This is a genomic window from Mycolicibacterium nivoides (assembly GCF_003855255.1).
GTDB classification, from domain to species: domain Bacteria; phylum Actinomycetota; class Actinomycetes; order Mycobacteriales; family Mycobacteriaceae; genus Mycobacterium; species Mycobacterium nivoides.
The window spans coordinates 2,595,906-2,620,952 of record NZ_CP034072.1 but is presented as its reverse complement, the minus strand read 5'-3'; the positions used below and the strand labels follow the sequence as shown (position 1 = coordinate 2,620,952).

Here is a 25,047-nt window from a genome sequence, read left to right as displayed (position 1 = left end):
ATCCGTGACAGATACGGACCTCTTCACGGCTGACAGCGCCAATGGCACTGGGGATTTACCGAACGCCGTGACATCTGAAAGCACCGCGACCGCTGACACCGCGGCGCCGGCTGCTGCCTCTGCGCCCGGAACGGACACCGCGCGGCGCGCTTCGAGCGCCCGTCCCGCGTCGCTGTCGACCATGGTGCTGCCTGAGCTGCGAGCGCTGGCCAAGGAAATCGGTGTTGAAGGCGCGTCCGGTTTGCGTAAGAGTGAATTGATCGCAGCTATTCGCGCCCATCGTGGCGAATCCAACGGAGCCACCGAGGCCCCCAAGAACGCCCCCGCCGACGCCCAGTCGGACGCCGGTGCCGAGGCTGCTGAGCAGCCCGCGACCCGTCGCCGTGAGCGCCGGGGTTCCTCGCGCCAGGCCGGCGCTCCTGCCGCCGACGCCGTCCAGGACGACGCGGGCAACGAGGCCGTGAAGGTTGAGGCGAAGGCGGAAGCCGCTGCCGAGGCCGACACCAAGAACACCGAGCCCGCCGCCGAGCAGCAGGAAAAGCCTGCCAAGCGTGAGCGTCAGGAACGACGCGAGAAGCGCGAGCAGTCCGGCGACGAGAACAAGGCCGACAACAAGGCCGAGAACAAGACCGACACCAAGCAGGACGACAAGCGCGACCAGAAGCAGGACCGCGACCAGAAGCAGGACCGGGGTCAGGGCCGCGACCAGTCCGATCAGCAGGACAACCAGCAGAACCGGGGCGGTAACTCGTCGGGCAACAACGATGACGACGGCGATGGCGATGGCCGCCAGGGCCGCCGCGGCCGCCGGTTCCGTGACCGTGACCGTCGCCGCCGCGGAGAGCGTGGCGCCGAGGGCGGTAACGAGACCGAGCTGCGTGAGGACGACGTCGTCCAGCCGGTCGCCGGCATCCTCGATGTCCTCGACAACTACGCCTTCGTCCGTACCTCGGGCTACCTGGCCGGGCCGAACGACGTCTACGTGTCCATGAACATGGTGCGCAAGAACGGTCTGCGCCGCGGCGACGCGGTCACCGGTGCGGTCCGTGTGCCCCGCGAGGGTGGTGAGAGCGGCGGCAACAACCCGCGGCAGAAGTTCAACCCGCTGGTGCGCTTGGACAGTGTCAACGGCGGTCCGGTCGAAGCGGCCAAGAACCGGCCTGACTTCACCAAGCTGACCCCGCTGTACCCGAACCAGCGGCTGCGCCTGGAGACCACGCCTGATCGGCTGACCACCCGCGTCATCGACCTGATCATGCCGATCGGTAAGGGCCAGCGTGCCCTGATCGTGTCGCCGCCCAAGGCCGGTAAGACCACGATCATGCAGGACATCGCCAACGCGATCACCAAGAACAATCCGGAATGCCACCTCATGGTGGTGCTCGTGGACGAGCGTCCGGAAGAGGTCACCGACATGCAGCGCTCGGTGAAGGGTGAGGTCATCGCCTCGACCTTCGACCGTCCGCCGTCAGACCACACCCAGGCTGCCGAGCTGGCGATCGAGCGGGCCAAGCGCCTGGTCGAGCAGGGCAAAGATGTGGTCGTCCTCCTCGACTCGATCACCCGCCTGGGCCGCGCGTACAACAACGCGTCGCCGGCCTCGGGCCGCATCCTGTCCGGTGGTGTGGACTCCACCGCGCTGTACCCGCCGAAGCGGTTCCTCGGCGCGGCGCGCAACATCGAACACGGCGGCTCGCTGACGATCATCGCCACGGCCATGGTCGAGACCGGTTCGACCGGTGACACCGTGATCTTCGAGGAGTTCAAGGGCACCGGCAACGCCGAGCTCAAGCTGGACCGCAAGATCGCCGAGCGCCGGGTCTTCCCCGCGGTCGACGTCAACCCGTCCGGCACCCGCAAGGACGAGCTGCTGCTCAGCCCGGATGAGTTCGCGATCGTGCACAAGCTGCGCCGGGTGTTGTCCGGACTGGATTCACACCAGGCCATCGACCTGCTGATGAGCCAGCTGCGCAAGACCAAGACCAACTACGAGTTCCTGGTGCAGGTCTCCAAGACCACCCCAGGCTCGATGGACGTCGACTGAGCGCTGTCGACACGCGAAAGGCCCCCGATTGTTCGGGGGCCTTTTGCGTACCGTCAGGCGGTTGGATCGGGGCGCAACCCGGGCATCAAGTAGCGCCGAACCTGGGCCAGCACTGCGTCCCCGTCACTGGGATCGAGCGTGTTGCCCGGTACGGTCGCCAGCGAGATCAACACTCGCGCAACCCATTCCGATGCCTCGGGGATGTCGATGTCGGCGCGGACCTCGCCGCGGTCGCGCGCGGCCGCCAGGTAAGGCGACCAGAATTCGGCCAGGTCGGGGATCATGCCCTGCACGCCGGCGCCCGCGCAGGCGGCGAATTCCTCGGGCTCCTCGGTGCGGAGTTTCATCACCACCGCACCTGGGTCGTCGTACGCCCGCAGGCCGTTGCCCACACCCCAGGCGATCTGCCGATCCAGGCCGTCGATCTGTTCGAGCACGGCCTGCGCTTCCGACCAGAACGTGTCAGTGAGCCGGACGATCACGGCGCCCAGCAGCGTCACCTTGTCGGGGAAGTGGCGGTACAGCCACCCGCGGGACACACCTGCGGCCTCGGCCACCTCCGAGACCGTGGTCGCGCGAATGCCCTTGGTGCGCAGGCATTCTTCGGCAGCGTCTATCAGTCGATCTCGCACGCTGCGCGGAGAGGTGGTGCTGGTCAACTGTGGTGTCTCCTGGTCTTCTGATGGGGTTAGGTACATGATTCTGCCAAGGGTGTATCCGTCGCGCCACAACCATGGTAGACAGATTTCTAATTCTGTTCACTGATCCTTGGGGAATTATCGGATGGCCGAAACGCTGCAGCAGTTGCTCCGCGAGCGCGAAGGAGGCGACACGGTCGCCGTCAAGTACGGCGACCGCACCTGGACCTGGCGCGAGCACGTGGCCGAGGCGAAAGCTCAGGCTGCCACGTTGATCGCGATGGCCGATCCGCAGCGTCCACTGCATGTCGGCACGCTTCTGGGCAATACCCCCGACATGCTGACCGCGCTCGCCGCCGCGGCGCTCGGCGGCTACGTGCTGTGCGGTATCAACAACACCCGGCGCGGCGATGCGCTGGCGCGGGATATCGCCCGGGTCGAGTGTCAGGTCGTCCTGGTCGACGACCAGCACCGCCGGCTGCTCGACGGCGTCGACCTGCCGGACGTCACCGTCATCGACGTTTCCGATACCACCTGGTCGCCGAGGGAACTCACCCCGCACCGCGAGGTCGGGCCCGACGACACCTTCATGATGATCTTTACCTCGGGCACCAGCGGCGAGCCCAAGGCTGTCGAGGTGGCCCACTCGATCGTGCTGTTCTCGGCTGCGGCGCTGGTGCAGCGCTACGACCTCACCGAAGCGGACACCTGCTACCTGGCCATGCCGTTGTTCCACTCCAACGGGGTGTACGCGGGGTGGGGCGTCGCCCTCAGTTCGGGCGCATCCATGGCGCCGGCACAGTTCTCCGCGTCCGGCTTCCTGCCGGACATCCGCCGCTACGGCGCGACGTACATGAACTACGTCGGCAAGCCGTTGGCCTACATCCTGGCCACCGCCGAGCAGTCCGACGACCACGACAACCCGCTGCGGGTGGCGTTCGGCAACGAGGCCGCCGACCGTGACATCGACGAATTCAGCCGCCGGTTCGGCTGCAGCGTGTGGGACGGCTTCGGGTCGACCGAGCTGGCGATCATCATCACCCGCTCCGAAGGCACACCGGCAGGCAGCGTCGGCCAGGGCTTCCCCGGGGTGGCGATCTACGACCCGGAGACCGTCGAAGAGTGCGCAATCGCGGAATTCGACGCCACCGGAGCCCTGGTCAATGCCGACGTTGCCACCGGTGAGCTGGTCAACACCAACGGCAGCGGGATGTTCCGCGGCTACCACAACGATCAGGGCGCGACCGATGAGCGACTTCGGCACGGCATGTACTGGTCGGGTGACCTGGCCTACCGCGACGCCGACGGCTGGATCTACCTGGCCGGCCGAACCGCTGATTGGATGCGGGTGGATGGCGAGAACATCACCGCCGCCCCCATCGAGCGAATCCTGCTGCGGCAGCCGGTGATCAGCCGGGTGGCGGTCTACCCGGTACCCGATGAATTCGTCGGCGATCAGGTGATGGCCGCCATCGTGCTGCGCGACGACCAGGAGCTCACCCCGGAAGCGTTTGCCGAATTCCTCGCCGGTCAGGCGGATCTGTCGCCCAAGTCCTGGCCTCGGTACGTCTGGCTCGCCGAAGATCTGCCCAGCACCGCGACCAACAAGATCCTCAAGCGCGAACTGGTCGCCCTCGGCGCCGATCCGGCCGGCCGGGTGGTGTGGAAGCGCGACGGCACGGCGTACGCGGCCATCTGACGAGTCCCGGGCAGGAATACCGGCCGGTCATCGCGCGTTTAGGAGGTTGGCGGTTGACCTGGCATAATGGACCGCCGACCCTCGGTCCCGGTTCACGTCCGTGTGGGCGACCCGGGCCAACTATTGAAGAGGAACCATGAAAACAGGCATTCATCCGGAGTATGTCGAGACCACGGTGCACTGTGGTTGCGGCAACACCTTCCAGACCCGTAGCACCAAGCAGAGCGGCCAGATCGTGGTCGAGGTCTGCTCGCAGTGCCACCCGTTCTACACCGGCAAGCAGAAGATCCTCGACAGCGGCGGCCGCGTGGCCCGCTTCGAGAAGCGGTACGGCAAGCGCAAGCCTGCCGGTGATCAGGCTGCTACAGCCGACAAGTAGCTACGTCAACGGCGCCCGATCTGTCGCATATGCGTCAGATCTGGGCGCTGTTCTCGTTTCCGGAGAAAGTTGGAGGAGGCTGACGTGACGGATACCGCACCTGCGATCGAGGCGCTGCTCGCTGAGCACGCGGACCTGGAGCGCCAGCTCGCCGATCCCAACCTGCACGCCGATGCCTCCGCCGCCCGCAAGGTGGGCCGGCGGTTCGCCCAGGTGTCACCGGTCGTGGGTACCTACCGCAAGTTGGAGGCCGCCCGCGGCGACCTCGAGGCCGCCCGCGAACTCGCCGCCGACGACGCCAGCTTCGCCGCCGAGGTGGACGAGCTGACCGCCAAGGTCGCCGAACTCGACGCCCAGCTGACCGACCAGCTTGCACCCCGCGACCCGCACGATGCCGATGACATCGTGCTGGAGGTCAAGTCCGGGGAAGGCGGGGAGGAGTCGGCACTGTTCGCCGCCGACCTGGCGCGCATGTACATCCGGTACGCCGAGCGGCACGGCTGGACGGTCACCGTGCTCGACGAGACGTGGTCTGACCTCGGCGGCTACAAGGACGCCACCATCACCATCGCCAGCAAGGGCGATTCCGCCGACGGCGTGTGGTCGCGGATGAAGTTCGAGGGTGGCGTTCACCGCGTGCAGCGGGTGCCCGTCACCGAATCACAGGGCCGCGTGCACACCTCGGCTGCCGGCGTGCTGGTCTATCCCGAGCCGGAAGACGTCGAGCAGGTGCAGATCGACGAATCGGATCTGCGCATCGACGTGTACCGGTCCTCCGGTAAGGGCGGTCAGGGCGTGAACACCACCGACTCGGCGGTGCGCATCACCCACCTGCCCACGGGCATCGTCGTGACCTGCCAGAACGAACGCTCGCAGCTGCAGAACAAGGCCCGCGCCATGGTGGTGCTCGCCGCCCGGCTGCAGGCACTCGCGGAGGAGCAGGCGTCGGCCGACGCCTCGGCCGATCGCGCCAGCCAGATCCGCACGGTCGACCGCAGCGAGCGGATCCGCACCTACAACTTTCCCGAGAACCGGATCGCGGACCACCGCATCAATTTCAAGGCGCACAACCTCGACCAGGTGCTCGACGGGGATATGGACGCGCTGCTCGACGCACTGGGTACCGCCGACAAACAGGCCCGGCTGCAGCAGCAGTCATGACCCCCGTGCGGCAGGCGGTCGCGGCCGCAACGGCACGTCTGGCCGCCGCCGGCGTGGCCTCCCCGCGTATCGACGCCGAACTGCTCGCCGCGCACGTCGCGGGCGTCGACCGCAGCCGGTTGATGTTTCTCGGTGACCCCGATGAACGGTTCGAGCAGGCGTACGAAGAACTCGTCGCCGCCCGGTCCCGCCGGATTCCCCTGCAACACCTGATCGGCACCGCGCCGTTCGGCCCGTTGACGCTCGCGGTCGGTCCCGGGGTGTTCATTCCCCGGCCCGAGACCGAGGCGCTGCTCGAGTGGGCTTGCGCGCAGCGACTTCCGTCAAACCCCCTGATCGTCGACCTCTGCACGGGTTCGGGTGCGCTCGCGCTGGCGCTGGCCGCGCAGTGGCCCGATGCCCGGGTGATGGCGGTGGAGAACTCGCCGGCGGCCCTGGAATTCGCGCGTCGCAACGCGGCCGGGACGCGCGTCGAAATCCTGGACGCCGACGTCACCGCCCCGGATCTGCTGCCCGAACTCGATGACCGGGTGGACCTCCTAGTGTCCAACCCGCCCTATATCCCCGAGGCTGCCGTCCTGGAACCCGAAGTGGCCGAACACGATCCAGCGGAGGCCCTGTTCGGTGGCGCCGACGGCATGTCGGTGATCCGGCCGATCGTCGCGCTGGCCGCCCGGTGGTTGCGCGACGGTGCGCCGTGCGCCGTCGAGCACGACGACACCACCTCTGAGCTGTCCGTCGAGGCCTTCGCCCACGACGGACACTTCAGTGAGGTCACCGCGCGCCGTGACCTCGCCGGGCGACCCCGCTTTGTCACGGCGACCCGGATTGGGAGAAGCTGAGCTGATGCGCGCACCGACCGGGGAGCCGACATGACCATCTTCGATTGCACCGATGCCGATCAGCGCGTGACCGGTATCGCCTCGGCGATCAGCGCGGTGAAGGGCGGCCGGCTTGTGGTGATGCCGACCGACACCGTCTACGGGATCGGTGCGGACGCCTTCGATCGGGATGCGGTCGGCAGTCTGCTCGCCGCCAAAGGCCGTGGCCGCAACATGCCTGTCGGTGTGTTCGTCGGCTCGTGGAACACCATCGACGGGCTGGTCTATTCGGTACCGCCGGCCGCCCGCGAACTCATCCGCGCATTCTGGCCGGGCGCGCTGAGCCTGGTGGTCACGCAGGCGCCGTCACTGCAATGGGATCTCGGGGATGCCAACGGCAGCGTCATGCTCCGGATGCCGCTGCACCCGGTGGCCATCGAGCTGCTGCGGGAGGTCGGGCCCATGGCTCAGTCCAGTGCGAATGTCTCGGGCCGGCCCGCCGCGGTCACCGCGGCTCAGGCCCATGAGCAACTCGGTGACAAGGTCGAGGTCTATCTCGACGGCGGGCCCGCCGAACAACAGGCCGCCTCCACCATCGTCGACCTCACCGGTGACCAGCCGCGCATCCTGCGGACCGGCCCGATCAGCGCGGCCGACATCGCCAGGGTGGTCGGCGTGGAAACATCCACGCTCACAACAACACCTACGGAGTGATCTCAGCTTGCTGCAGTACGGTTCATCGGTGATGACGGCCGGCGACCAATTGATCTCCGCGAGTCAAACCGGGCTTCTTGCCCTGTCGGACCGGGGTGCCGGAGTACCGCTGCGCGAACTCGCGCTCGTCGGGCTGACCGCCGCCATCATCACGTACTTCGCCACCGGCTGGGTGCGCGTGCTGGCCATCCGGATCGGAGCCGTCGCCTATCCGCGCGAACGTGATGTGCACGTACAACCGATACCGCGGATGGGCGGGTTGGCCATGTACATCGGGGTGGCCGCCGCGGTCCTGCTGGCCTCCCAACTGCCCGCACTCACACGCGGTTTCGTCTACTCCACCGGTATGCCCGCCGTCGTGGTGGCGGGCGGGCTGATCATGGCCATCGGGTTGATCGACGACCGTTGGGGGCTGGACGCCCTGACCAAGTTCGCCGGGCAGATCACCGCGGCCAGCGTGCTGGTCACCATGGGTGTGGCCTGGAGCGTGCTCTACATCCCGATCGGGGGCGTGGGCACCATCGTGCTCGACCAGGTGTCCTCGATCCTGTTGACGCTCGCGCTGACGGTGTCGATCGTCAACGCGATGAACTTCGTCGACGGGCTGGACGGTCTGGCCGCCGGCCTGGGGCTGATCACGGCCCTGGCGATCTGCATCTTCTCGGTCGGACTGCTGCGCGACCACGGTGGCGACGTGCTGTTCTACCCGCCCGCGGTGATCTCGGTGGTTCTGGCCGGGGCCTGTCTGGGCTTCCTGCCGCACAATTTCCACCGGGCCAAGATCTTCATGGGCGACTCCGGGTCGATGCTGATCGGCCTGATGTTGGGTGCGGCGTCGACCACGGCGGCCGGACCGATCTCGCAGAACGCTTACGGTGCCCGCGACGTTTTCGCGCTGATGTCGCCGTTCCTACTGGTGATCGCCGTGATGCTGGTGCCCGCACTGGACACGTTGCTGGCCATCGTGCGGCGGACCCGGGCCGGCCGCAGCCCGCTCAGCCCGGACAAGATGCACCTGCATCACCGGTTGCTGCAGATCGGGCATTCGCATCGCCGCGCCGTGCTGCTGATCTACCTGTGGGTGGGCATCATCGCCTTCGGTGCGGCAGCCACGATCTTCTTCGATCCGCGCTACACCGGAGCGGTCGTCGCGGCGGCCATTCTGGTCGCGATCGTGGTGACTCTGATTCCGCTGTTGCAACGGGGGAGCGAAGGGTCCGAGGACTAGCGCCGGGCTAAGTACGACGAAAAGTAGTAGGCCACGTTTAGGGGTGCCTACCATGTGTTAGGGTGCTGCCAGAACCCGAAAAACCTCGCGGGTTGCCGGCCCGGCCCATCGGTTCGACGAACCGTCAGGTGCCGATCAACGACCGACAAAGGGAGCTACCCCGTGGGTGATTCGAGCCCGCCCGCAGCCCTCCGATATTCTCGGCGGGCATGCACAGGCTTTTGCCAGGGGATAGCAACCGTTGGCACCTCCGAGGGTGCAGCTTTTCGTGACAGCGGGATTGGGGTGAAGCAGTGACGACGCCAGCGCAAGACGCGCCGTTGGTGTTTCCGTCGGTGGCCTTCCGGCCGCTGCGTCTCCTGATCGTTTGCGTCGTACTGACCGCGCTGGCCGTAGTTGCCGCCGCATTCACCGGACACATTTTCTTCGGCGTCTTCTTCGGTGTCGGCCTGGGCCTCGGCTTGGTCAACGCCTTGCTGGTGCGCCGGGCCGTCGAATCGATCACGGCCGAAGATCACCCGCTCAAGAAGAAGATGGCCGTGAATTCCGCGACACGGCTGCTGATCATCACCGCGATCGCCCTCGGCATCGCATTTGTCTTCAAAACCTCGGGCGGCATCGCGGTGCTGTTCGGGCTGGCGATTTTCCAGGCTCTGCTGGTGATGAGCACCAGCATCCCCGTGCTGCGGAAGATCCGCTCGAACGGCCTGGATGTCTTGGATACGGAATCGAAGGGTTGAGCTGACCTATATGACTCAGACGACGACCGTGCTCGCCGCCGAAGAGGGTGGCGCCGCCATCCACGTCGGCCACCACACGATGGTGTTCGAGCTGTTCGGGATGACGTTCAACGGTGACACCATCCTGGCCACTGCGGTCACCGCGGTGATCGTGATCGCCCTGGCGTTCGTCCTGCGCGCGAAGGTCACCTCGACCGGCGTGCCGGGCGGTGTGCAGCTGTTCTGGGAGGCCCTGACCATCCAGATGCGCGGCCAGATCGAGGCCGCGATCGGCATGAAGGTCGCGCCGTTCGTGCTGCCGCTGGCGGTGACGATCTTCGTCTTCATCCTGGTCTCGAACTGGCTGTCGGTGCTGCCGCTGCAGTACGGGGGACCGGACGGTGCCGCCGCCGAGTGGTACAAGCCGCCGGCCTCCGACATCAACTTCGTGCTGGCGCTGGCCCTGTTCGTGTTCGTCTGCTACCACGCGGCGGGCATCTGGCGGCGCGGCATCATCGGCCACCCGGTCAAGGTGCTCAAGGGTCACGTCCCCGCGCTGCTGCCGATCAACATCGTCGAGGAACTCGCCAAGCCGATCTCGCTGGCCCTCCGTCTTTTCGGCAACATCTTCGCCGGCGGCATCCTCGTCGCGCTGATCGCGATGTTCCCCTGGTACATCCAGTGGGCACCCAACGCCATCTGGAAGACCTTCGACTTGTTCGTCGGCCTGATCCAGGCCTTCATCTTCTCGCTGCTGACGATCCTGTACTTCAGCCAGTCGATGGAGCTGGACCACGAAGACCACTGAGCATGACCGGCTAGATCCCTACAACTGCACGACACGAACCTCTGGCGGCACAGCCACCAGTTATCAAGGAGGATAAAAGGAATGGAACTCGACCCCAACGCCCTCATCACGGCCGGCGCTCTGATTGGTGGCGGTTTGATCATGGGTGGCGGCGCCATCGGCGCTGGTATCGGTGACGGTATCGCGGGTAACGCGCTGATCTCGGGCATCGCCCGGCAGCCCGAGGCCCAGGGCCGTCTGTTCACCCCGTTCTTCATCACCGTCGGTCTGGTGGAGGCCGCGTACTTCATCAACCTGGCCTTCATGGCGCTGTTCGTCTTCGCCACCCCGGGCCTGCAGTAGTCCATCAGCATGGGTGAACTGAGCGCAACGATCCTGGCTGCAAGCCAGGCAGCGGCGGAGGAAGGCGGTGGGGGCCAGAGCAACTTCCTGGTCCCCAACGGCACCTTCTTCGCCGTGTTGATCATTTTCCTGATCACGCTCGCCGTGATCGCGAAATGGGTTGTGCCACCGGTCGGCAAGGTGCTGGCAGAGCGTGAAGCGATGCTGGCGAAGACCGCCGCTGACAATCGGAAATCTGCCGAGCAGGTGGCCGCAGCGCAGGCCGACTATGACGAGGCGATGGCCGGGGCGCGTACCCAGGCGTCGGCCATCCGTGACGAGGCCCGCGCAGCGGGTCGCGAGGTGGTCGATGCCAAGCGCGCCGAGGCCAGCACCGAGGTGGCCGAGAATGTGCGCCAGGCCGATGAGCAGCTTGCTGCTCAGAGCGCCGAGGTGCGGTCGGGCCTGGAGTCGTCGGTGGACGGACTCTCGCAGACCCTGGCCAGCCGAATTTTGGGCGTCGACGTGAAATCAGGTGGGACGCAGTAGATGTCGATATTTATCGGGCAGCTGATCGGCTTTGCCGTCATCGCCTACATCATCATCAAGTGGGTGGTGCCGCCAGTGCGGAGCCTGATGCAGAAGCAGCAGGAAGCCGTGCGGGTCGCCCTCGCCGAGAGCGCCGATGCGGCGAAGAAGCTCGCCGAAGCCGATGAGATGCATGCCAAGGCACTCGCCGACGCCAAGGCCGAGTCGGCCAAGGTGACCGATGAGGCCTCGCAGGACTCCGAGCGGATCACCGCTCAGCTGGCCGAGCAGGCCGGCACGGAGGCCGAGCGGATCAAGGCGCAGGGTATTCAGCAGGTTCAGCTGATGCGCCAGCAGCTCATCCGCCAGCTGCGGACCGGTCTCGGATCGGAGTCGGTGGCCAAGGCCGACGCTCTGGTGCGGGCGCACGTCGCCGACCCGGCCGCGCAGGCGGCCACCGTCGACCGGTTCCTCGCCGAGCTCGACCAGATGGCCCCGTCGGCGGTGGTGATCGACACCGCCGCATCCGCGAAGCTGCGCGCCGCCAGCCGCGAGTCGCTGGCCGTCGTGGTCGACAAGTTCGACTCCGTCGCAAGCGGTCTCGCTGCCGACGACCTGACCACGCTGGCCGACGACCTGACCTCGGTGGCCAAGCTGCTGCTGTCGGAGCCGGTGCTCATCAGGCATCTGGGCGAGCCGACCGACGAAGGCGCCGCCAAGGTGCAGCTGGTCGACCGCCTGCTGTCCGGCAAGGTCAGCAGCACCGCTCTGGACGTGCTGCGGACCGCTGTTTCGCAGCGCTGGTCGACCGAGTCGAACCTGGTCGACGCGATTGAACACACCGCACGTCTGGCGCTGCTCAAGCGCGCCGAGACCGCCGGTGAGGTCGACGAGGTGGAGGACCAGCTGTTCCGGTTCGGCCGCCTGCTCGACGCCGAGCCCAAGCTCTCGGCCCTGCTCAGTGACTACACCACCCCGGTCGATGGCCGGATTGCCTTGCTGGACAAGGTGCTTGGCGACGCGGGTGGGAACGGGACGGCGGCTGCGCTGCTGGCCCAGACTGTGGGACTGCTGCGCGGCGAGCGTGCCGACGAGGCAGTCATCGACCTCGCCGAGCTCGCGGTGTCCCGCCGCGGCGAGGTGGTCGCTCACGTGACTGCGGCGGCTGATCTGACCGATGCCCAGCGGACCCGGCTGTCGGAGGTGCTCACCCGCATCTACGGACACCCGGTGGCAGTGCAGTTGCACGTCGACCCTGAACTGCTCGGCGGTCTGTCGATCACCGTCGGTGACGAAGTGATCGACGGCTCGATCTCGTCCCGATTGGCCGCAGCGGCCACCCAGCTGCCGGACTGACCGACGGCGCTGGCAACCCCAGAACCACCCCAAGAACAAGGTAGGAAGACGAAAAACCATGGCAGAGTTGACAATCTCGGCTGCTGATATCGAAGGTGCCATCGAGGATTACGTATCCTCGTTTTCCGCCGACACCGAGCGTGAAGAGATCGGCACCGTCGTCGACGCCGGTGACGGCATCGCTCACGTCGAGGGCCTGCCCTCGGTCATGACCCAGGAGCTCCTCGAGTTCCCGGGCGGTGTGTTGGGTGTGGCACTCAACCTCGACGAGCACAGCGTCGGCGCCGTCATCCTGGGTGAGTTCGAGAAGATCGAAGAAGGCCAGCAGGTCAAGCGCACCGGCGAGGTGCTCTCCGTGCCGGTCGGCGACGCCTTCCTCGGTCGCGTCGTCAACCCCCTCGGTCAGCCGATCGACGGCCAGGGCGACATCGCCGCCGAAGAGCGGCGTGCACTCGAGCTGCAGGCCCCTTCGGTGGTTCAGCGTCAGGGCGTCGGCGAGCCGCTCCAGACCGGTATCAAGGCCATCGACGCCATGACCCCGATCGGCCGCGGCCAGCGTCAGCTGATCATCGGTGACCGCAAGACCGGCAAGACCGCGGTCTGCGTCGACACCATCCTCAACCAGCGCGAGGCCTGGCTGACCGGTGACCCCAAGCAGCAGGTGCGCTGCGTGTACGTCGCCGTCGGCCAGAAGGGCACCACCATCGCCAGCGTGAAGCGCGCGCTGGAAGAGGGTGGCGCGATGGAGTACACCACCATCGTCGCTGCCCCCGCCTCCGACCCGGCCGGCTTCAAGTGGCTGGCGCCGTACACCGGCTCGGCCATCGGCCAGCACTGGATGTACGACGGCAAGCACGTGCTGATCGTCTTCGACGACCTCACCAAGCAGGCCGAGGCCTACCGCGCCATCTCGCTGCTGCTGCGTCGCCCGCCGGGCCGCGAGGCATACCCGGGTGACGTCTTCTACCTGCACTCGCGTCTGCTGGAGCGTTGCGCGAAGCTCTCGGACGAGCTGGGTGGCGGTTCGATGACGGGTCTGCCGATCATCGAGACCAAGGCCAACGACATCTCGGCCTACATCCCGACCAACGTCATCTCGATCACCGACGGTCAGTGCTTCCTGGAGTCCGACCTGTTCAACCAGGGTGTGCGCCCGGCCGTCAACGTCGGTGTGTCGGTGTCCCGCGTCGGTGGCGCCGCGCAGATCAAGGCCATGAAAGAGGTCGCGGGCTCGCTGCGTCTGGATCTGTCGCAGTACCGCGAGCTGGAGGCCTTCGCGGCCTTCGCCTCCGACCTGGACGCGGCCTCCAAGGCCCAGCTGGACCGCGGTGTCCGCCTGGTCGAGCTGCTCAAGCAGGCGCAGTACAGCCCGCTGGCAGTCGAGGACCAGGTCATCGAGATCTTCCTCGGCACCCAGGGCCACCTGGATTCGGTTCCCGCCGAGGACGTCTCGCGCTTCTCCGCCGAGCTGCTGGAGCACGTGAAGGCCAGCCACTCCGACATCCTCACCGGGATCAAGGAGACGAAGAAGCTCTCCGAGGAGAACGAGGAGAAGCTGGTCTCGGTCATCAACGAGTTCAAGAAGGGCTTCGCCGCCACCGACGGCAGCTCCGTGGTTGTCAAGGAGGCCGATGCTGACGCACTGGACCCCGAGGACCTGGAGAAGGAATCGGTCAAGGTCCGCAAGCCGGCTCCGAAGAAGGCCTAGGTAACCAATGGCAGCCACACTTCGCGAGCTACGCGGGCGTATCCGCTCCGCTTCGTCGATCAAGAAGATCACGAAGGCACAGGAGCTGATCGCCACGTCGCGGATCGCCAAGGCGCAGGCCCGGGTCGACGCGGCCCGGCCCTACTCCACCGAGATCACCAACATGCTCACCGAGCTTGCGGGCGCCAGCGCGCTGGATCACCCGCTGCTCGTGCAGCGGGAGAACCCCAAGCGGGCCGGTGTGCTCGTGGTGTCCTCGGACCGCGGTCTCTGCGGCGGTTACAACGCCAACGTGCTGCGCCGGGCCGAAGAACTGTTCTCGCTGCTGCGGGAACAGGGCAAGAACCCGGTGCTCTACGTCGTCGGCCGGAAGGCCCTGGGCTACTACAGCTTCCGGCAACGGACGGTCACCCAGTCGTGGACCGGCTTCTCCGAGCGGCCTACCTACGAGAACGCCAAGGAGATCGCCGACACCCTGGTGGACGCGTTCATGTCCGGTGTTGACGATGAGGGCGATGACGCGGGAGCCGACGGCATCTTGGGTGTCGACGAACTCCACATCGTCTCCACCGAATTCCGTTCGATGCTCTCGCAGACCGCGGTGGCCCATCAGATCGCACCGTTGGTCGTCGAGTACGTCGGGGAGCCGGAAACCGGTCCGCACACGCTGTATTCGTTCGAGCCGAATGCCGAGGACCTGTTCGACGCGTTGCTGCCGCGCTACATCGCAACCCGCGTGTATGCGGCGCTACTGGAGGCAGCGGCCTCGGAGTCGGCATCGCGCCGGCGCGCCATGAAGTCGGCCACCGACAACGCCGACGATCTGATCAAGGCACTCACGCTCGCGGCCAACCGCGAACGCCAGGCGCAGATCACCCAGGAAATCAGCGAGATCGTGGGCGGCGCGAACGCGCTGGCCGACGCGCGTTAGCCGGACCAAAGACGAAAGCCTCGTAGGAAAGCGAAGAGAGAATGACTGCTACTGCAGAAAAGACCGCGGGCCGCGTAGTCCGCATCACCGGCCCGGTGGTGGATATTGAATTCCCGCGCGGTGCCGTGCCCGAGCTGTTCAACGCGCTGCATGCCGACATCACGTATGGCGCGCTCGCCAAGACCCTGACGCTTGAGGTTGCCCAGCACCTCGGCGACAGCCTGGTGCGCTGCATCTCCATGCAGCCCACCGACGGCCTGGTGCGTGGCACCGACGTCCGCGACACCGGTGCATCGATCTCGGTGCCGGTCGGCGACGGCGTCAAGGGCCACGTGTTCAACGCCCTCGGCGACTGCCTCGACGAGCCCGGCTACGGCAAGGACTTCGATCACTGGTCGATCCACCGCAAGCCGCCGGCCTTCGCCGACCTGGAGCCCCGCACCGAGATGCTGGAGACCGGTCTGAAGGTCGTCGACCTGCTCACGCCGTACGTGCGTGGTGGCAAGATCGCCCTGTTCGGTGGCGCCGGTGTGGGTAAGACGGTTCTGATCCAGGAGATGATCAACCGTATTGCCCGCAACTTCGGTGGTACCTCGGTGTTCGCCGGCGTGGGTGAGCGCACCCGTGAGGGCAACGACCTCTGGGTCGAGCTCGCCGACGCCAACGTGCTCAAGGACACCGCGTTGGTGTTCGGCCAGATGGACGAGCCGCCAGGCACCCGTATGCGCGTCGCCCTGTCGGCCCTGACCATGGCCGAGTACTTCCGCGACGAGCAGAACCAGGACGTGCTGCTCTTCATCGACAACATCTTCCGGTTCACCCAGGCCGGTTCCGAGGTTTCGACCCTGCTGGGTCGTATGCCTTCGGCCGTGGGTTACCAGCCGACGCTGGCCGACGAGATGGGTGAGCTGCAGGAGCGCATCACCTCGACCCGTGGTCGCTCCATCACCTCGATGCAGGCCGTGTACGTGCCCGCCGACGACTACACCGACCCGGCGCCGGCCACCACGTTCGCCCACCTGGATGCCACCACGGAGCTTTCTCGTGCGGTGTTCTCCAAGGGCATCTTCCCGGCGGTGGACCCGCTGGCTTCGTCCTCGACGATCCTGCACCCCAGCGTCGTCGGCGACGAGCACTACCGCGTCGCCCAGGAAGTCATCCGGATCCTGCAGCGCTACAAGGATCTCCAGGACATCATCGCCATCCTCGGTATCGACGAGCTGTCGGAAGAGGACAAGGTTCTGGTGTACCGCGCCCGTAAGATCGAGCGCTTCCTGAGCCAGAACATGATGGCGGCCGAGCAGTTCACCGGCCAGCCGGGTTCGACCGTGCCGCTCAAGGAGACCATCGAGGCCTTCGACAAGCTGGCCAAGGGCGAGTTCGATCACCTGCCCGAGCAGGCGTTCTTCCTCATCGGTGGTCTGGACGACCTGGCGAAGAAGGCCGAAAGCCTCGGCGCCAAGCTGTGATCGCTCTAGCCCGAAAGGTGGTGTGGAATGGCTGATTTGAACGTCGAGATCGTTGCCGTCGAGCGTGAGCTCTGGTCCGGCACCGCTACGTTCGTCTTCACCCGGACCACCGCTGGTGAGATCGGCATCCTGCCCCGCCACATCCCGTTGGTGGCGCAGCTGGTCGACGACGCCATGGTGAGGGTCGAGCGTGAAGGCGAGGACGATCTGCGTATCGCCGTCGACGGCGGTTTCCTGTCGGTGACGGAGGAGACGGTGCGGATCTTGGTGGAGAACGCTCAGTTCGAATCCGAGATCGACGCGGATTCGGCCAAGCAGGACGCCGAGTCCGACGACGAGCAGACAGCGGCATGGGGTCGGGCGCGCCTGCGCGCTCTCGGCCAGATCGACTGACGACAGAGACGACAGATGAGCGCGCCCATGATTGGCATGGTCGCGCTCGTCTGCGTTCTGGCCCTTTTGGCCGGCGCCTTGAGCTACCGGCTGTGGAAGCTACGTCAGGTTGGCGGAACAGCCGCCATCCTGCGCGACATTCCCGCCGATGGCGGTAGCGGCTGGCGCCACGGCGTGATGCGCTACCGCGGAGGAGAGGCCGGTTTCTACCGGCTGTCCAGCATCCGGTGGTGGCCTGACCGACGATTGAGCCGTCGGGGGCTGGAAGTGGTGTCGCGCCGCGCCCCGCGTGGCGACGAGTTCGACATCATGACCGATGCAACGGTCATCCTCGAACTGCGCGACAACGGCCCCGAACGCCGGCAAGGCTACGAGATCGCCCTGGACCGGGGCGCCCTGACGGCGTTCACGTCCTGGCTCGAGTCACGGCCATCGCCGCGGGCCCGGCGGCGCAATTACTGAGTGGCTCCGGGCTTCCAGAGCACGTCCCCGTCCGGGTTGGCCACCCGCGACAGGATGAACAGCAGATCCGAAAGCCGGTTGAGGTACTTCGCCGGCAGGACGCTGACCGATTCGCCGTGCTCCTGCACAGCGATCCATGCCGACCGTTCAGCGCGGCGAGCCACAGTGCGTGCGACATGCAACAGCGCGGACAGGGGAGTGCCGCCCGGCAGGATGAACGAATTCAGGGCAGGCAGCGCTTCGTTGAACTCGTCGCACCACTTCTCCAGCCGATCGATGTAGGCCTGCGAGATCCGCAGCGGCGGGTGCTCAGGGTTTTCCACGACCGGTGTGGACAGATCTGCGCCGGCGTCGAACAGGTCGTTCTGAATCTGACGCAACACCGCCAGGATTTGCTGATCGGGTTCGCCCAGGGCCACCGCGACGCCGATGGCGGCGTTGGCTTCGTCACAGTCGGCGTAGGCTGCCAACCTCGAATCATTCTTGGAAACCCTGCTGAAGTCACTCAGCCCGGTCGTGCCGTCGTCGCCGGTGCGGGTATAGATACGCGTGAGATGAACCGCCATAGCTGAACCGTACCGGGCTTGAGGACAGGCTCGCCGGGGCCGCCGGATCTGTCCGAGCAGGCAGAAACTCGACGGCGGGCTGTTTACACTAACCGGCGTGAGCGAGCGTTTCTTGGTGACCGGAGGAAACCGGTTATCAGGCGAAGTTGCTGTCGGCGGCGCGAAGAACAGTGTGCTGAAACTGATGGCCGCCTCGTTGCTGGCCGAGGGCACCAGCACGATCACCAATTGCCCCGACATCCTGGACGTCCCGCTGATGGCAGAGGTCCTCCGGGGATTGGGTGCCACGGTGGAGCTGGACGGCGACACAGTGCGCATCACGTCGCCCGACGAACCCAAGTACGACGCCGATTTCGCCGCGGTGCGTCAGTTCCGCGCGTCGGTCTGTGTGCTGGGCCCACTGGTAGGCCGCTGCAGGAAGGCCAAGGTTGCGCTGCCGGGTGGTGACGCGATCGGGTCGCGGCCCCTCGACATGCACCAGGCCGGGCTGCGCCAACTCGGTGCGACCTGCAACATCGAGCACGGCTGCGTGGTGGCCGAAGCCGACCATCTGCGGGGTGCCGAGATCCAGCTGGAGTTCCCGTCGGTGGGGGCGACGGAGAACATCCTCATGGCCGCCGTACTGGCCGAAGGTGTCACCACCATCCACAACGCCGCACGCGAGCCCGACATCGTCGACATCTGCGCGATGCTCAACCAGATGGGTGCCAAGGTCAGCGGCGCGGGTACGTCGACGCTGACGATCACCGGTGTCGATCGGCTCTATCCCACCGAACACCGGGTGATCGGTGACCGGATCGTGGCGGCGACGTGGGGGATAGCCGCGGCGATGACGCGCGGCGACATCTCCGTGACGGGCGTCGACCCGCAGCACCTGCAGCTGGTGCTGCACAAGCTGCACGACGCCGGCGCCACGGTGACCCAGAACGATGACGGCTTCCGGGTGGTGCAGTACGAGCGACCCAAGGCGGTCAATGTGGCGACGCTGCCGTTCCCGGGATTTCCGACCGACCTGCAACCGATGGCGATCGGACTGGCCTCGGTGGCCGACGGCACTTCGATGATCACCGAGAACGTGTTCGAAGCTCGCTTCCGGTTCGTCGAGGAGATGATCCGGCTGGGTGCTGACGCCCGGACGGATGGTCACCATGCCGTGGTGCGTGGAATCCCGCAGCTTTCGAGTGCGCCGGTTTGGTCGTCGGACATCCGGGCCGGCGCCGGCCTGGTGCTCGCCGGCTTGGTCGCGGATGGAGAGACCGAGGTTCATGACGTGTTCCACATCGATCGCGGCTACCCGTTGTTCGTGGAAAACCTGTTGAGCCTCGGAGCCGAGATCGAACGCGTAGGCTCTTAGGGAGCACGTTCGGGCCTGTCTGCAGCCTCGAAATCGCGCTGACCAGCCGATTTGACCTTGCATGCCGACCCGGGCTAATCTTTTGAAGTCGCCACGGAGCGGGTGAAACACCCCGGACCGGAGCGGCTTGACAAGCCAGCCGAGAACGTACTAAGCTGGCGAGGTTGCCTCAGACCGGATGAAACAAGCCAAAATGAAGCAACTTGACTTGCCGGCAAGATTACGATTAAGCTGGTGGGGTTGCCCCAAAACAGGGTGACAAAGCAGAAAAAGCCTGTTGTTTGAGAACTCAATAGTGTGTTTGGTGGTTTTTGTTTGTTGTTTTTTGCCACTCATCTTGGGGGACTCCCCGTCTTCCGATCATGGTGGGTGGTTGTTTTTTTGATGCCAGTTTTTGGTGTCTTTTGTTTGTAATCGGATTTTTCTGATTGAATTCTGCCTTGTCTTTGGATGAGGGGTTTTTGTTTGGAGAGTTTGATTCTGGCTCAGGACGAACGCTGGCGGCGTGCTTAACACATGCAAGTCGAACGGAAAGGCCCTTCGGGGTACTCGAGTGGCGAACGGGTGAGTAACACGTGGGTGATCTGCCCTGCACTTTGGGATAAGCCTGGGAAACTGGGTCTAATACCGAATATGACCGCGCACTTCCTGGTGTGTGGTGGAAAGCTTTTGCGGTGTGGGATGGGCCCGCGGCCTATCAGCTTGTTGGTGGGGTAATGGCCTACCAAGGCGACGACGGGTAGCCGGCCTGAGAGGGTGACCGGCCACACTGGGACTGAGATACGGCCCAGACTCCTACGGGAGGCAGCAGTGGGGAATATTGCACAATGGGCGCAAGCCTGATGCAGCGACGCCGCGTGAGGGATGACGGCCTTCGGGTTGTAAACCTCTTTCAATAGGGACGAAGCGCAAGTGACGGTACCTATAGAAGAAGGACCGGCCAACTACGTGCCAGCAGCCGCGGTAATACGTAGGGTCCGAGCGTTGTCCGGAATTACTGGGCGTAAAGAGCTCGTAGGTGGTTTGTCGCGTTGTTCGTGAAAACTCACAGCTTAACTGTGGGCGTGCGGGCGATACGGGCAGACTAGAGTACTGCAGGGGAGACTGGAATTCCTGGTGTAGCGGTGGAATGCGCAGATATCAGGAGGAACACCGGTGGCGAAGGCGGGTCTCTGGGCAGTAACTGACGCTGAGGAGCGAAAGCGTGGGGAGCGAACAGGATTAGATACCCTGGTAGTCCACGCCGTAAACGGTGGGTACTAGGTGTGGGTTTCCTTCCTTGGGATCCGTGCCGTAGCTAACGCATTAAGTACCCCGCCTGGGGAGTACGGCCGCAAGGCTAAAACTCAAAGAAATTGACGGGGGCCCGCACAAGCGGCGGAGCATGTGGATTAATTCGATGCAACGCGAAGAACCTTACCTGGGTTTGACATGCACAGGACGCCAGTAGAGATATTGGTTCCCTTGTGGCCTGTGTGCAGGTGGTGCATGGCTGTCGTCAGCTCGTGTCGTGAGATGTTGGGTTAAGTCCCGCAACGAGCGCAACCCTTGTCTCATGTTGCCAGCACGTAATGGTGGGGACTCGTGAGAGACTGCCGGGGTCAACTCGGAGGAAGGTGGGGATGACGTCAAGTCATCATGCCCCTTATGTCCAGGGCTTCACACATGCTACAATGGCCGGTACAAAGGGCTGCGATGCCGTGAGGTGGAGCGAATCCTTTCAAAGCCGGTCTCAGTTCGGATCGGGGTCTGCAACTCGACCCCGTGAAGTCGGAGTCGCTAGTAATCGCAGATCAGCAACGCTGCGGTGAATACGTTCCCGGGCCTTGTACACACCGCCCGTCACGTCATGAAAGTCGGTAACACCCGAAGCCGGTGGCCTAACCCTTGTGGAGGGAGCCGTCGAAGGTGGGATCGGCGATTGGGACGAAGTCGTAACAAGGTAGCCGTACCGGAAGGTGCGGCTGGATCACCTCCTTTCTAAGGAGCACCACGAGACCTGGGCCGGCCCCGTAAATCGCGGGATCAGCTGAGCTTTCAGGCGATTCGTTGGATGGCCTCACACCTGTAGTGGGTGGGGGTCTGGTGCACAACAAACGTGTAGAACTGCCAGACACACTATTGGGCTTTGAGACAACAGGCCCGTGCCCCTTTCGGGGGGTGGCATCCCGTTGGGGGTGTCGGCGTGTTGTTGCCTCACACTTTGGTGGTGGGGTGTGGTGTTTGATTTGTGGATAGTGGTTGCGAGCATCTAGCACGCAAAATGTGTGGTCTCACTCCTTGTGGGTGGGGCTGGTTTTGTGTGTTGATGTGCAATTTCTTTTGAAACTCATTTTTTGGTTTTTGTGTTGTAAGTGTTTAAGGGCGCATGGTGGATGCCTTGGCACTGGGAGCCGATGAAGGACGTTGGAGGCTGCGATATGCCTCGGGGAGCTGCCAACCGAGCGTTGATCCGAGGATGTCCGAATGGGGAAACCCAGCACGAGTGATGTCGTGTTACCTGTATCTGAATACATAGGGTGCAGGAGGGAACGCGGGGAAGTGAAACATCTCAGTACCCGTAGGAAGAGAAAACAAAAGTGATTCCGTGAGTAGTGGCGAGCGAAAGCGGAGGATGGCTAAACCGTATGCATGTGATACCGGGTAGGGGTTGTGTGTGCGGGGTTGTGGGACCTGTTTTTCCAGTTCTACTCGACTGGAGGGTAGTGAGAAAATGTCGTGGTTAACGGAAATGGTTTGGGATGACCTGCCGTAGACGGTGAGAGCCCGGTACGTGAAAACCTGACATCTACCTTAATGGTGTTCCCGAGTAGCAGCGGGCCCGTGAAATCTGCTGTGAATCTGCCGGGACCACCCGGTAAGCCTGAATACTTCCCAGTGACCGATAGCGGATTAGTACCGTGAGGGAATGGTGAAAAGTACCCCGGGAGGGGAGTGAAATAGTACCTGAAACCGTGCGCTTACAATCCGTCAGAGCCCTCCTTCGTGGTGGGGTGATGGCGTGCCTTTTGAAGAATGAGCCTGCGAGTCAGGGACATGTCGCGAGGTTAACCCGTGTGGGGTAGCCGCAGCGAAAGCGAGTCTGAATAGGGCGTATCCACACAACAGTGTGTGGTGTAGTGGTGTGTTCTGGACCCGAAGCGGAGTGATCTACCCATGGCCAGGGTGAAGCGCGGGTAAGACCGCGTGGAGGCCCGAACCCACTTAGGTTGAAGACTGAGGGGATGAGCTGTGGGTAGGGGTGAAAGGCCAATCAAACTCCGTGATAGCTGGTTCTCCCCGAAATGCATTTAGGTGCAGCGTCACATGTTTCTTGTTGGAGGTAGAGCTACTGGATGGCCGATGGGCCCCACAGGGTTACTGACGTCAGCCAAACTCCGAATGCCGACAAGTCCAAGAATGTGGCAGTGAGACGGCGGGGGATAAGCTCCGTGCGTCGAGAGGGAAACAGCCCAGATCGCCGGCTAAGGCCCCTAAGCGTGTACTAAGTGGAAAAGGATGTGCAGTCGCGAAGACAACCAGGAGGTTGGCTTAGAAGCAGCCACCCTTGAAAGAGTGCGTAATAGCTCACTGGTCAAGTGATTGTGCGCCGATAATGTAGCGGGGCTCAAGTACACCGCCGAAGCCGCGGCAACGATTTATCGTTGGGTAGGGGAGCGTCCTGCATCCGGTGAAGCAGCAGAGTGATCTAGCTGTGGAGGGTGTGGGAGTGAGAATGCAGGCATGAGTAGCGAATAGGCAAGTGAGAACCTTGCCCGCCGAAAGACCAAGGGTTCCTGGGCCAGGCCAGTCCTCCCAGGGTGAGTCGGGACCTAAGGCGAGGCCGACAGGCGTAGTCGATGGACAACGGGTTGATATTCCCGTACCCGTGTATGTGCGTCCATGATGAATCCATTGTGCTAACCATCCAAAACCGTCGTGACCGATCCCTTCGGGGTGAGGCGTTGACGGGGCTGCGTGGGACCCCGGTGGGTAGTAGTCAAGCGATGGGGTGACGCAGGAAGGTAGCCGTACCAGTCAGTGGTTGTACTGGGGTAAGCCGGTAGGGAGTCAGATAGGCAAATCCGTCTGACATTAATCCTGAGAGGTGATGCATAGCCGTTTGAGGCGAATTCGGTGATCCTATGCTGCCAAGAAAAGCCTCTAGCGAGGACATACACGGCCCGTACCCCAAACCAACACAGGTGGTCAGGTAGAGAATACTAAGGCGTACGAGTGAACTATGGTTAAGGAACTCGGCAAAATGCCCCCGTAACTTCGGGAGAAGGGGGACCCCCATATCGTCAAGGCTCTTGCGGCCGGCAGCGGGAGGGGGTGGCACAAACCAGTGAGAAGCGACTGTTTACTAAAAACACAGGTCCGTGCGAAGTCGCAAGACGATGTATACGGACTGACGCCTGCCCGGTGCTGGAAGGTTAAGAGGACCTGTTAACCCTTCGGGGTGAAGCAGAGAATTTAAGCCCCAGTAAACGGCGGTGGTAACTATAACCATCCTAAGGTAGCGAAATTCCTTGTCGGGTAAGTTCCGACCTGCACGAATGGCGTAACGACTTCTCAACTGTCTCAACCATAGACTCGGCGAAATTGCACTACGAGTAAAGATGCTCGTTACGCGCGGCAGGACGAAAAGACCCCGGGACCTTCACTACAACTTGGTATTGGTGCTCGATACGGTTTGTGTAGGATAGGTGGGAGACTGTGAAACTCACACGCCAGTGTGGGTGGAGTCGTTGTTGAAATACCACTCTGATCGTATTGGGCCTCTAACCTCGGACCGTATATCCGGTTCAGGGACAGTGCCTGGTGGGTAGTTTAACTGGGGCGGTTGCCTCCCAAAATGTAACGGAGGCGCCCAAAGGTTCCCTCAACCTGGACGGCAATCAGGTGTTGAGTGTAAGTGCACAAGGGAGCTTGACTGCGAGACATACATGTCGAGCAGGGACGAAAGTCGGGACTAGTGATCCGGCACCTCTGAGTGGAAGGGGTGTCGCTCAACGGATAAAAGGTACCCCGGGGATAACAGGCTGATCTTCCCCAAGAGTCCATATCGACGGGATGGTTTGGCACCTCGATGTCGGCTCGTCGCATCCTGGGGCTGGAGCAGGTCCCAAGGGTTGGGCTGTTCGCCCATTAAAGCGGCACGCGAGCTGGGTTTAGAACGTCGTGAGACAGTTCGGTCTCTATCCGCCGCGCGCGTCAGAAGCTTGAGGAAATCTGTCCCTAGTACGAGAGGACCGGGACGGACGAACCTCTGGTATACCAGTTGTTCCACCAGGAGCACCGCTGGATAGCCACGTTCGGACAGGATAACCGCTGAAAGCATCTAAGCGGGAAACCCCCTCCAAGACCAGGCTTCTCACCCTTTTAGAGGGATAAGGCCCCCCGCAGACCACGGGATTGATAGACCAGACCTGGAAGCCTAGTAATAGGTGCAGGGAACTGGCACTAACCGGCCGAAAACTTACAACAACCAACAAACACCAATGTTTGAATGGGTTTCAGTAAGACGCACATCTGCTACGCAACCACACCACAAACCACACACGACACTTGTGTCGGGACATGGATCCCCATGCCCCACCACCAAAACACAAGATGTACACTCAACAACGAGTGAATAGAGTTACGGCGGTCCATAGCGGCAGGGAAACGCCCGGTCCCATCCCGAACCCGGAAGCTAAGCCTGCCAGCGCCGATGATACTACCCTCTCGGGTGGAAAAGTAGGACACCGCCGAACACAAATTAAG

Annotated in this window: 20 protein-coding genes and 3 rRNA genes; 21 read left to right on the top strand and 2 right to left on the bottom strand. The window is 63.9% G+C overall.

The genetic code is table 11. The features are described from left to right. Window positions 1-4: 4 nt before the first annotated feature. Window positions 5-2,044, top strand: coding sequence for a transcription termination factor Rho (gene rho / locus EH231_RS12405; protein WP_124712499.1), 2,040 nt, complete (start codon window positions 5-7; stop codon window positions 2,042-2,044). A 53-nt stretch (window positions 2,045-2,097) separates the two neighbouring features. Here rho and EH231_RS12400 read toward each other — a convergent pair whose 3' ends face one another. Beyond that, window positions 2,098-2,742 carry a TetR/AcrR family transcriptional regulator gene (locus EH231_RS12400; protein WP_090428602.1) on the bottom strand — a complete coding sequence of 215 codons (645 nt, stop codon included), beginning with the start codon at window positions 2,740-2,742 and terminating at the stop codon, window positions 2,098-2,100. Between the two features lie 85 nt (window positions 2,743-2,827). On the opposite strand from EH231_RS12400, the gene fadD1 reads away from it, so the two are divergent. The 16 genes from fadD1 (at window position 2,828) to EH231_RS12320 (ending at window position 17,379) form a co-directional block, all read left to right on the top strand. Then, a complete protein-coding gene (gene fadD1 / locus EH231_RS12395; protein WP_124712498.1) occupies window positions 2,828-4,381 on the top strand; it encodes a fatty-acid--CoA ligase FadD1 in 1,554 nt (517 codons plus the stop codon). Window positions 4,382-4,517: 136 nt separating this feature from the next. After that, window positions 4,518-4,760, top strand: coding sequence for a 50S ribosomal protein L31 (gene rpmE / locus EH231_RS12390; protein WP_003885332.1), 243 nt, complete (start codon window positions 4,518-4,520; stop codon window positions 4,758-4,760). A gap of 84 nt (window positions 4,761-4,844) precedes the next feature. Further along, window positions 4,845-5,921 (top strand): peptide chain release factor 1, encoded by a 1,077-nt coding sequence (gene prfA / locus EH231_RS12385; RefSeq protein ID WP_090428608.1) that lies wholly within the window; start codon window positions 4,845-4,847, stop codon window positions 5,919-5,921. Beyond that, window positions 5,918-6,763, top strand: coding sequence for a peptide chain release factor N(5)-glutamine methyltransferase (prmC, locus tag EH231_RS12380; protein WP_124712497.1), 846 nt, complete (start codon window positions 5,918-5,920; stop codon window positions 6,761-6,763). Before prfA ends, prmC begins: the two co-directional genes overlap by 4 nt. A gap of 30 nt (window positions 6,764-6,793) precedes the next feature. Beyond that, on the top strand, window positions 6,794-7,456 hold the full coding sequence (locus EH231_RS12375; RefSeq protein WP_090428616.1) for an L-threonylcarbamoyladenylate synthase: 663 nt from the start codon (window positions 6,794-6,796) through the stop codon (window positions 7,454-7,456). Between the two features lie 7 nt (window positions 7,457-7,463). Then, a complete protein-coding gene (locus EH231_RS12370; RefSeq protein WP_090428619.1) occupies window positions 7,464-8,684 on the top strand; it encodes a glycosyltransferase family 4 protein in 1,221 nt (406 codons plus the stop codon). Between the two features lie 293 nt (window positions 8,685-8,977). After that, window positions 8,978-9,424, top strand: coding sequence for an ATP synthase subunit I (locus EH231_RS12365; RefSeq protein ID WP_090428622.1), 447 nt, complete (start codon window positions 8,978-8,980; stop codon window positions 9,422-9,424). A gap of 10 nt (window positions 9,425-9,434) precedes the next feature. Continuing rightward, window positions 9,435-10,211, top strand: coding sequence for a F0F1 ATP synthase subunit A (gene atpB, locus EH231_RS12360; RefSeq protein ID WP_164480866.1), 777 nt, complete (start codon window positions 9,435-9,437; stop codon window positions 10,209-10,211). Window positions 10,212-10,292: 81 nt separating this feature from the next. Next, on the top strand, window positions 10,293-10,553 hold the full coding sequence (locus EH231_RS12355; RefSeq protein WP_003888102.1) for a F0F1 ATP synthase subunit C: 261 nt from the start codon (window positions 10,293-10,295) through the stop codon (window positions 10,551-10,553). A gap of 9 nt (window positions 10,554-10,562) precedes the next feature. After that, window positions 10,563-11,081, top strand: a complete 519-nt coding sequence (locus tag EH231_RS12350) for a F0F1 ATP synthase subunit B (protein ID WP_090428625.1) — start codon at window positions 10,563-10,565, stop codon at window positions 11,079-11,081. Continuing rightward, the gene (locus tag EH231_RS12345; protein WP_090428628.1) at window positions 11,082-12,416 is read left to right on the top strand and encodes a F0F1 ATP synthase subunit B/delta; all 1,335 of its coding nucleotides are present in this window, start codon (window positions 11,082-11,084) and stop codon (window positions 12,414-12,416) included. Window positions 12,417-12,474: 58 nt separating this feature from the next. Beyond that, window positions 12,475-14,124, top strand: coding sequence for a F0F1 ATP synthase subunit alpha (gene atpA, locus EH231_RS12340; protein WP_124712496.1), 1,650 nt, complete (start codon window positions 12,475-12,477; stop codon window positions 14,122-14,124). 7 nt (window positions 14,125-14,131) lie between these two features. Beyond that, window positions 14,132-15,055 (top strand): F0F1 ATP synthase subunit gamma, encoded by a 924-nt coding sequence (locus EH231_RS12335; RefSeq protein WP_090428631.1) that lies wholly within the window; start codon window positions 14,132-14,134, stop codon window positions 15,053-15,055. Window positions 15,056-15,096: 41 nt separating this feature from the next. Then, the gene (gene atpD, locus EH231_RS12330; RefSeq protein ID WP_090428634.1) at window positions 15,097-16,524 is read left to right on the top strand and encodes a F0F1 ATP synthase subunit beta; all 1,428 of its coding nucleotides are present in this window, start codon (window positions 15,097-15,099) and stop codon (window positions 16,522-16,524) included. Between the two features lie 27 nt (window positions 16,525-16,551). Then, window positions 16,552-16,917: a F0F1 ATP synthase subunit epsilon gene (locus EH231_RS12325; protein WP_090428637.1), complete on the top strand. Its 366-nt coding sequence runs from the start codon at window positions 16,552-16,554 to the stop codon at window positions 16,915-16,917. Window positions 16,918-16,932: 15 nt separating this feature from the next. Further along, window positions 16,933-17,379, top strand: coding sequence for a DUF2550 domain-containing protein (locus EH231_RS12320; protein WP_164480865.1), 447 nt, complete (start codon window positions 16,933-16,935; stop codon window positions 17,377-17,379). Here the strand turns inward: EH231_RS12320 and EH231_RS12315 are convergent. Continuing rightward, on the bottom strand, window positions 17,373-17,945 hold the full coding sequence (locus EH231_RS12315; protein ID WP_090428642.1) for a cob(I)yrinic acid a,c-diamide adenosyltransferase: 573 nt from the start codon (window positions 17,943-17,945) through the stop codon (window positions 17,373-17,375). The two genes, EH231_RS12320 and EH231_RS12315, sit on opposite strands and share 7 nt — an antisense overlap. Before the next feature lie 97 nt (window positions 17,946-18,042). Between EH231_RS12315 and murA the strand changes: the two genes are divergently transcribed. The 4 genes from murA to rrf all read left to right on the top strand — a co-directional run bounded on the left by murA (window position 18,043) and on the right by rrf (window position 25,037). Beyond that, window positions 18,043-19,299, top strand: coding sequence for a UDP-N-acetylglucosamine 1-carboxyvinyltransferase (murA, locus tag EH231_RS12310; protein WP_044519620.1), 1,257 nt, complete (start codon window positions 18,043-18,045; stop codon window positions 19,297-19,299). Between the two features lie 462 nt (window positions 19,300-19,761). Continuing rightward, window positions 19,762-21,279, top strand: a 16S ribosomal RNA gene (locus EH231_RS12305). A gap of 368 nt (window positions 21,280-21,647) precedes the next feature. Then, window positions 21,648-24,768: ribosomal RNA gene (locus EH231_RS12300) — 23S ribosomal RNA — on the top strand. A 155-nt stretch (window positions 24,769-24,923) separates the two neighbouring features. Continuing rightward, window positions 24,924-25,037 (top strand): 5S ribosomal RNA (rrf, locus tag EH231_RS12295). Together the 16S, 23S and 5S rRNA genes form the textbook arrangement of a ribosomal RNA operon. Window positions 25,038-25,047 lie beyond the last annotated feature (10 nt).

Coding starts and splice junctions, on each gene's coding strand:
- atpD (WP_090428634.1), top strand. CDS start 15,097: ATGACTGCTACTGCAGAAAAGACCGCGGGCCGCGTAGTCCGCATCACC.
- atpA (WP_124712496.1), top strand. CDS start 12,475: ATGGCAGAGTTGACAATCTCGGCTGCTGATATCGAAGGTGCCATCGAG.
- EH231_RS12315 (WP_090428642.1), bottom strand. CDS start 17,945: ATGGCGGTTCATCTCACGCGTATCTATACCCGCACCGGCGACGACGGC.
- EH231_RS12375 (WP_090428616.1), top strand. CDS start 6,794: ATGACCATCTTCGATTGCACCGATGCCGATCAGCGCGTGACCGGTATC.
- prmC (WP_124712497.1), top strand. CDS start 5,918: ATGACCCCCGTGCGGCAGGCGGTCGCGGCCGCAACGGCACGTCTGGCC.
- EH231_RS12320 (WP_164480865.1), top strand. CDS start 16,933: ATGAGCGCGCCCATGATTGGCATGGTCGCGCTCGTCTGCGTTCTGGCC.
- EH231_RS12350 (WP_090428625.1), top strand. CDS start 10,563: ATGGGTGAACTGAGCGCAACGATCCTGGCTGCAAGCCAGGCAGCGGCG.
- atpB (WP_164480866.1), top strand. CDS start 9,435: ATGACTCAGACGACGACCGTGCTCGCCGCCGAAGAGGGTGGCGCCGCC.
- rpmE (WP_003885332.1), top strand. CDS start 4,518: ATGAAAACAGGCATTCATCCGGAGTATGTCGAGACCACGGTGCACTGT.
- EH231_RS12400 (WP_090428602.1), bottom strand. CDS start 2,742: ATGTACCTAACCCCATCAGAAGACCAGGAGACACCACAGTTGACCAGC.
- EH231_RS12335 (WP_090428631.1), top strand. CDS start 14,132: ATGGCAGCCACACTTCGCGAGCTACGCGGGCGTATCCGCTCCGCTTCG.
- EH231_RS12345 (WP_090428628.1), top strand. CDS start 11,082: ATGTCGATATTTATCGGGCAGCTGATCGGCTTTGCCGTCATCGCCTAC.
- EH231_RS12355 (WP_003888102.1), top strand. CDS start 10,293: ATGGAACTCGACCCCAACGCCCTCATCACGGCCGGCGCTCTGATTGGT.
- fadD1 (WP_124712498.1), top strand. CDS start 2,828: ATGGCCGAAACGCTGCAGCAGTTGCTCCGCGAGCGCGAAGGAGGCGAC.
- EH231_RS12325 (WP_090428637.1), top strand. CDS start 16,552: ATGGCTGATTTGAACGTCGAGATCGTTGCCGTCGAGCGTGAGCTCTGG.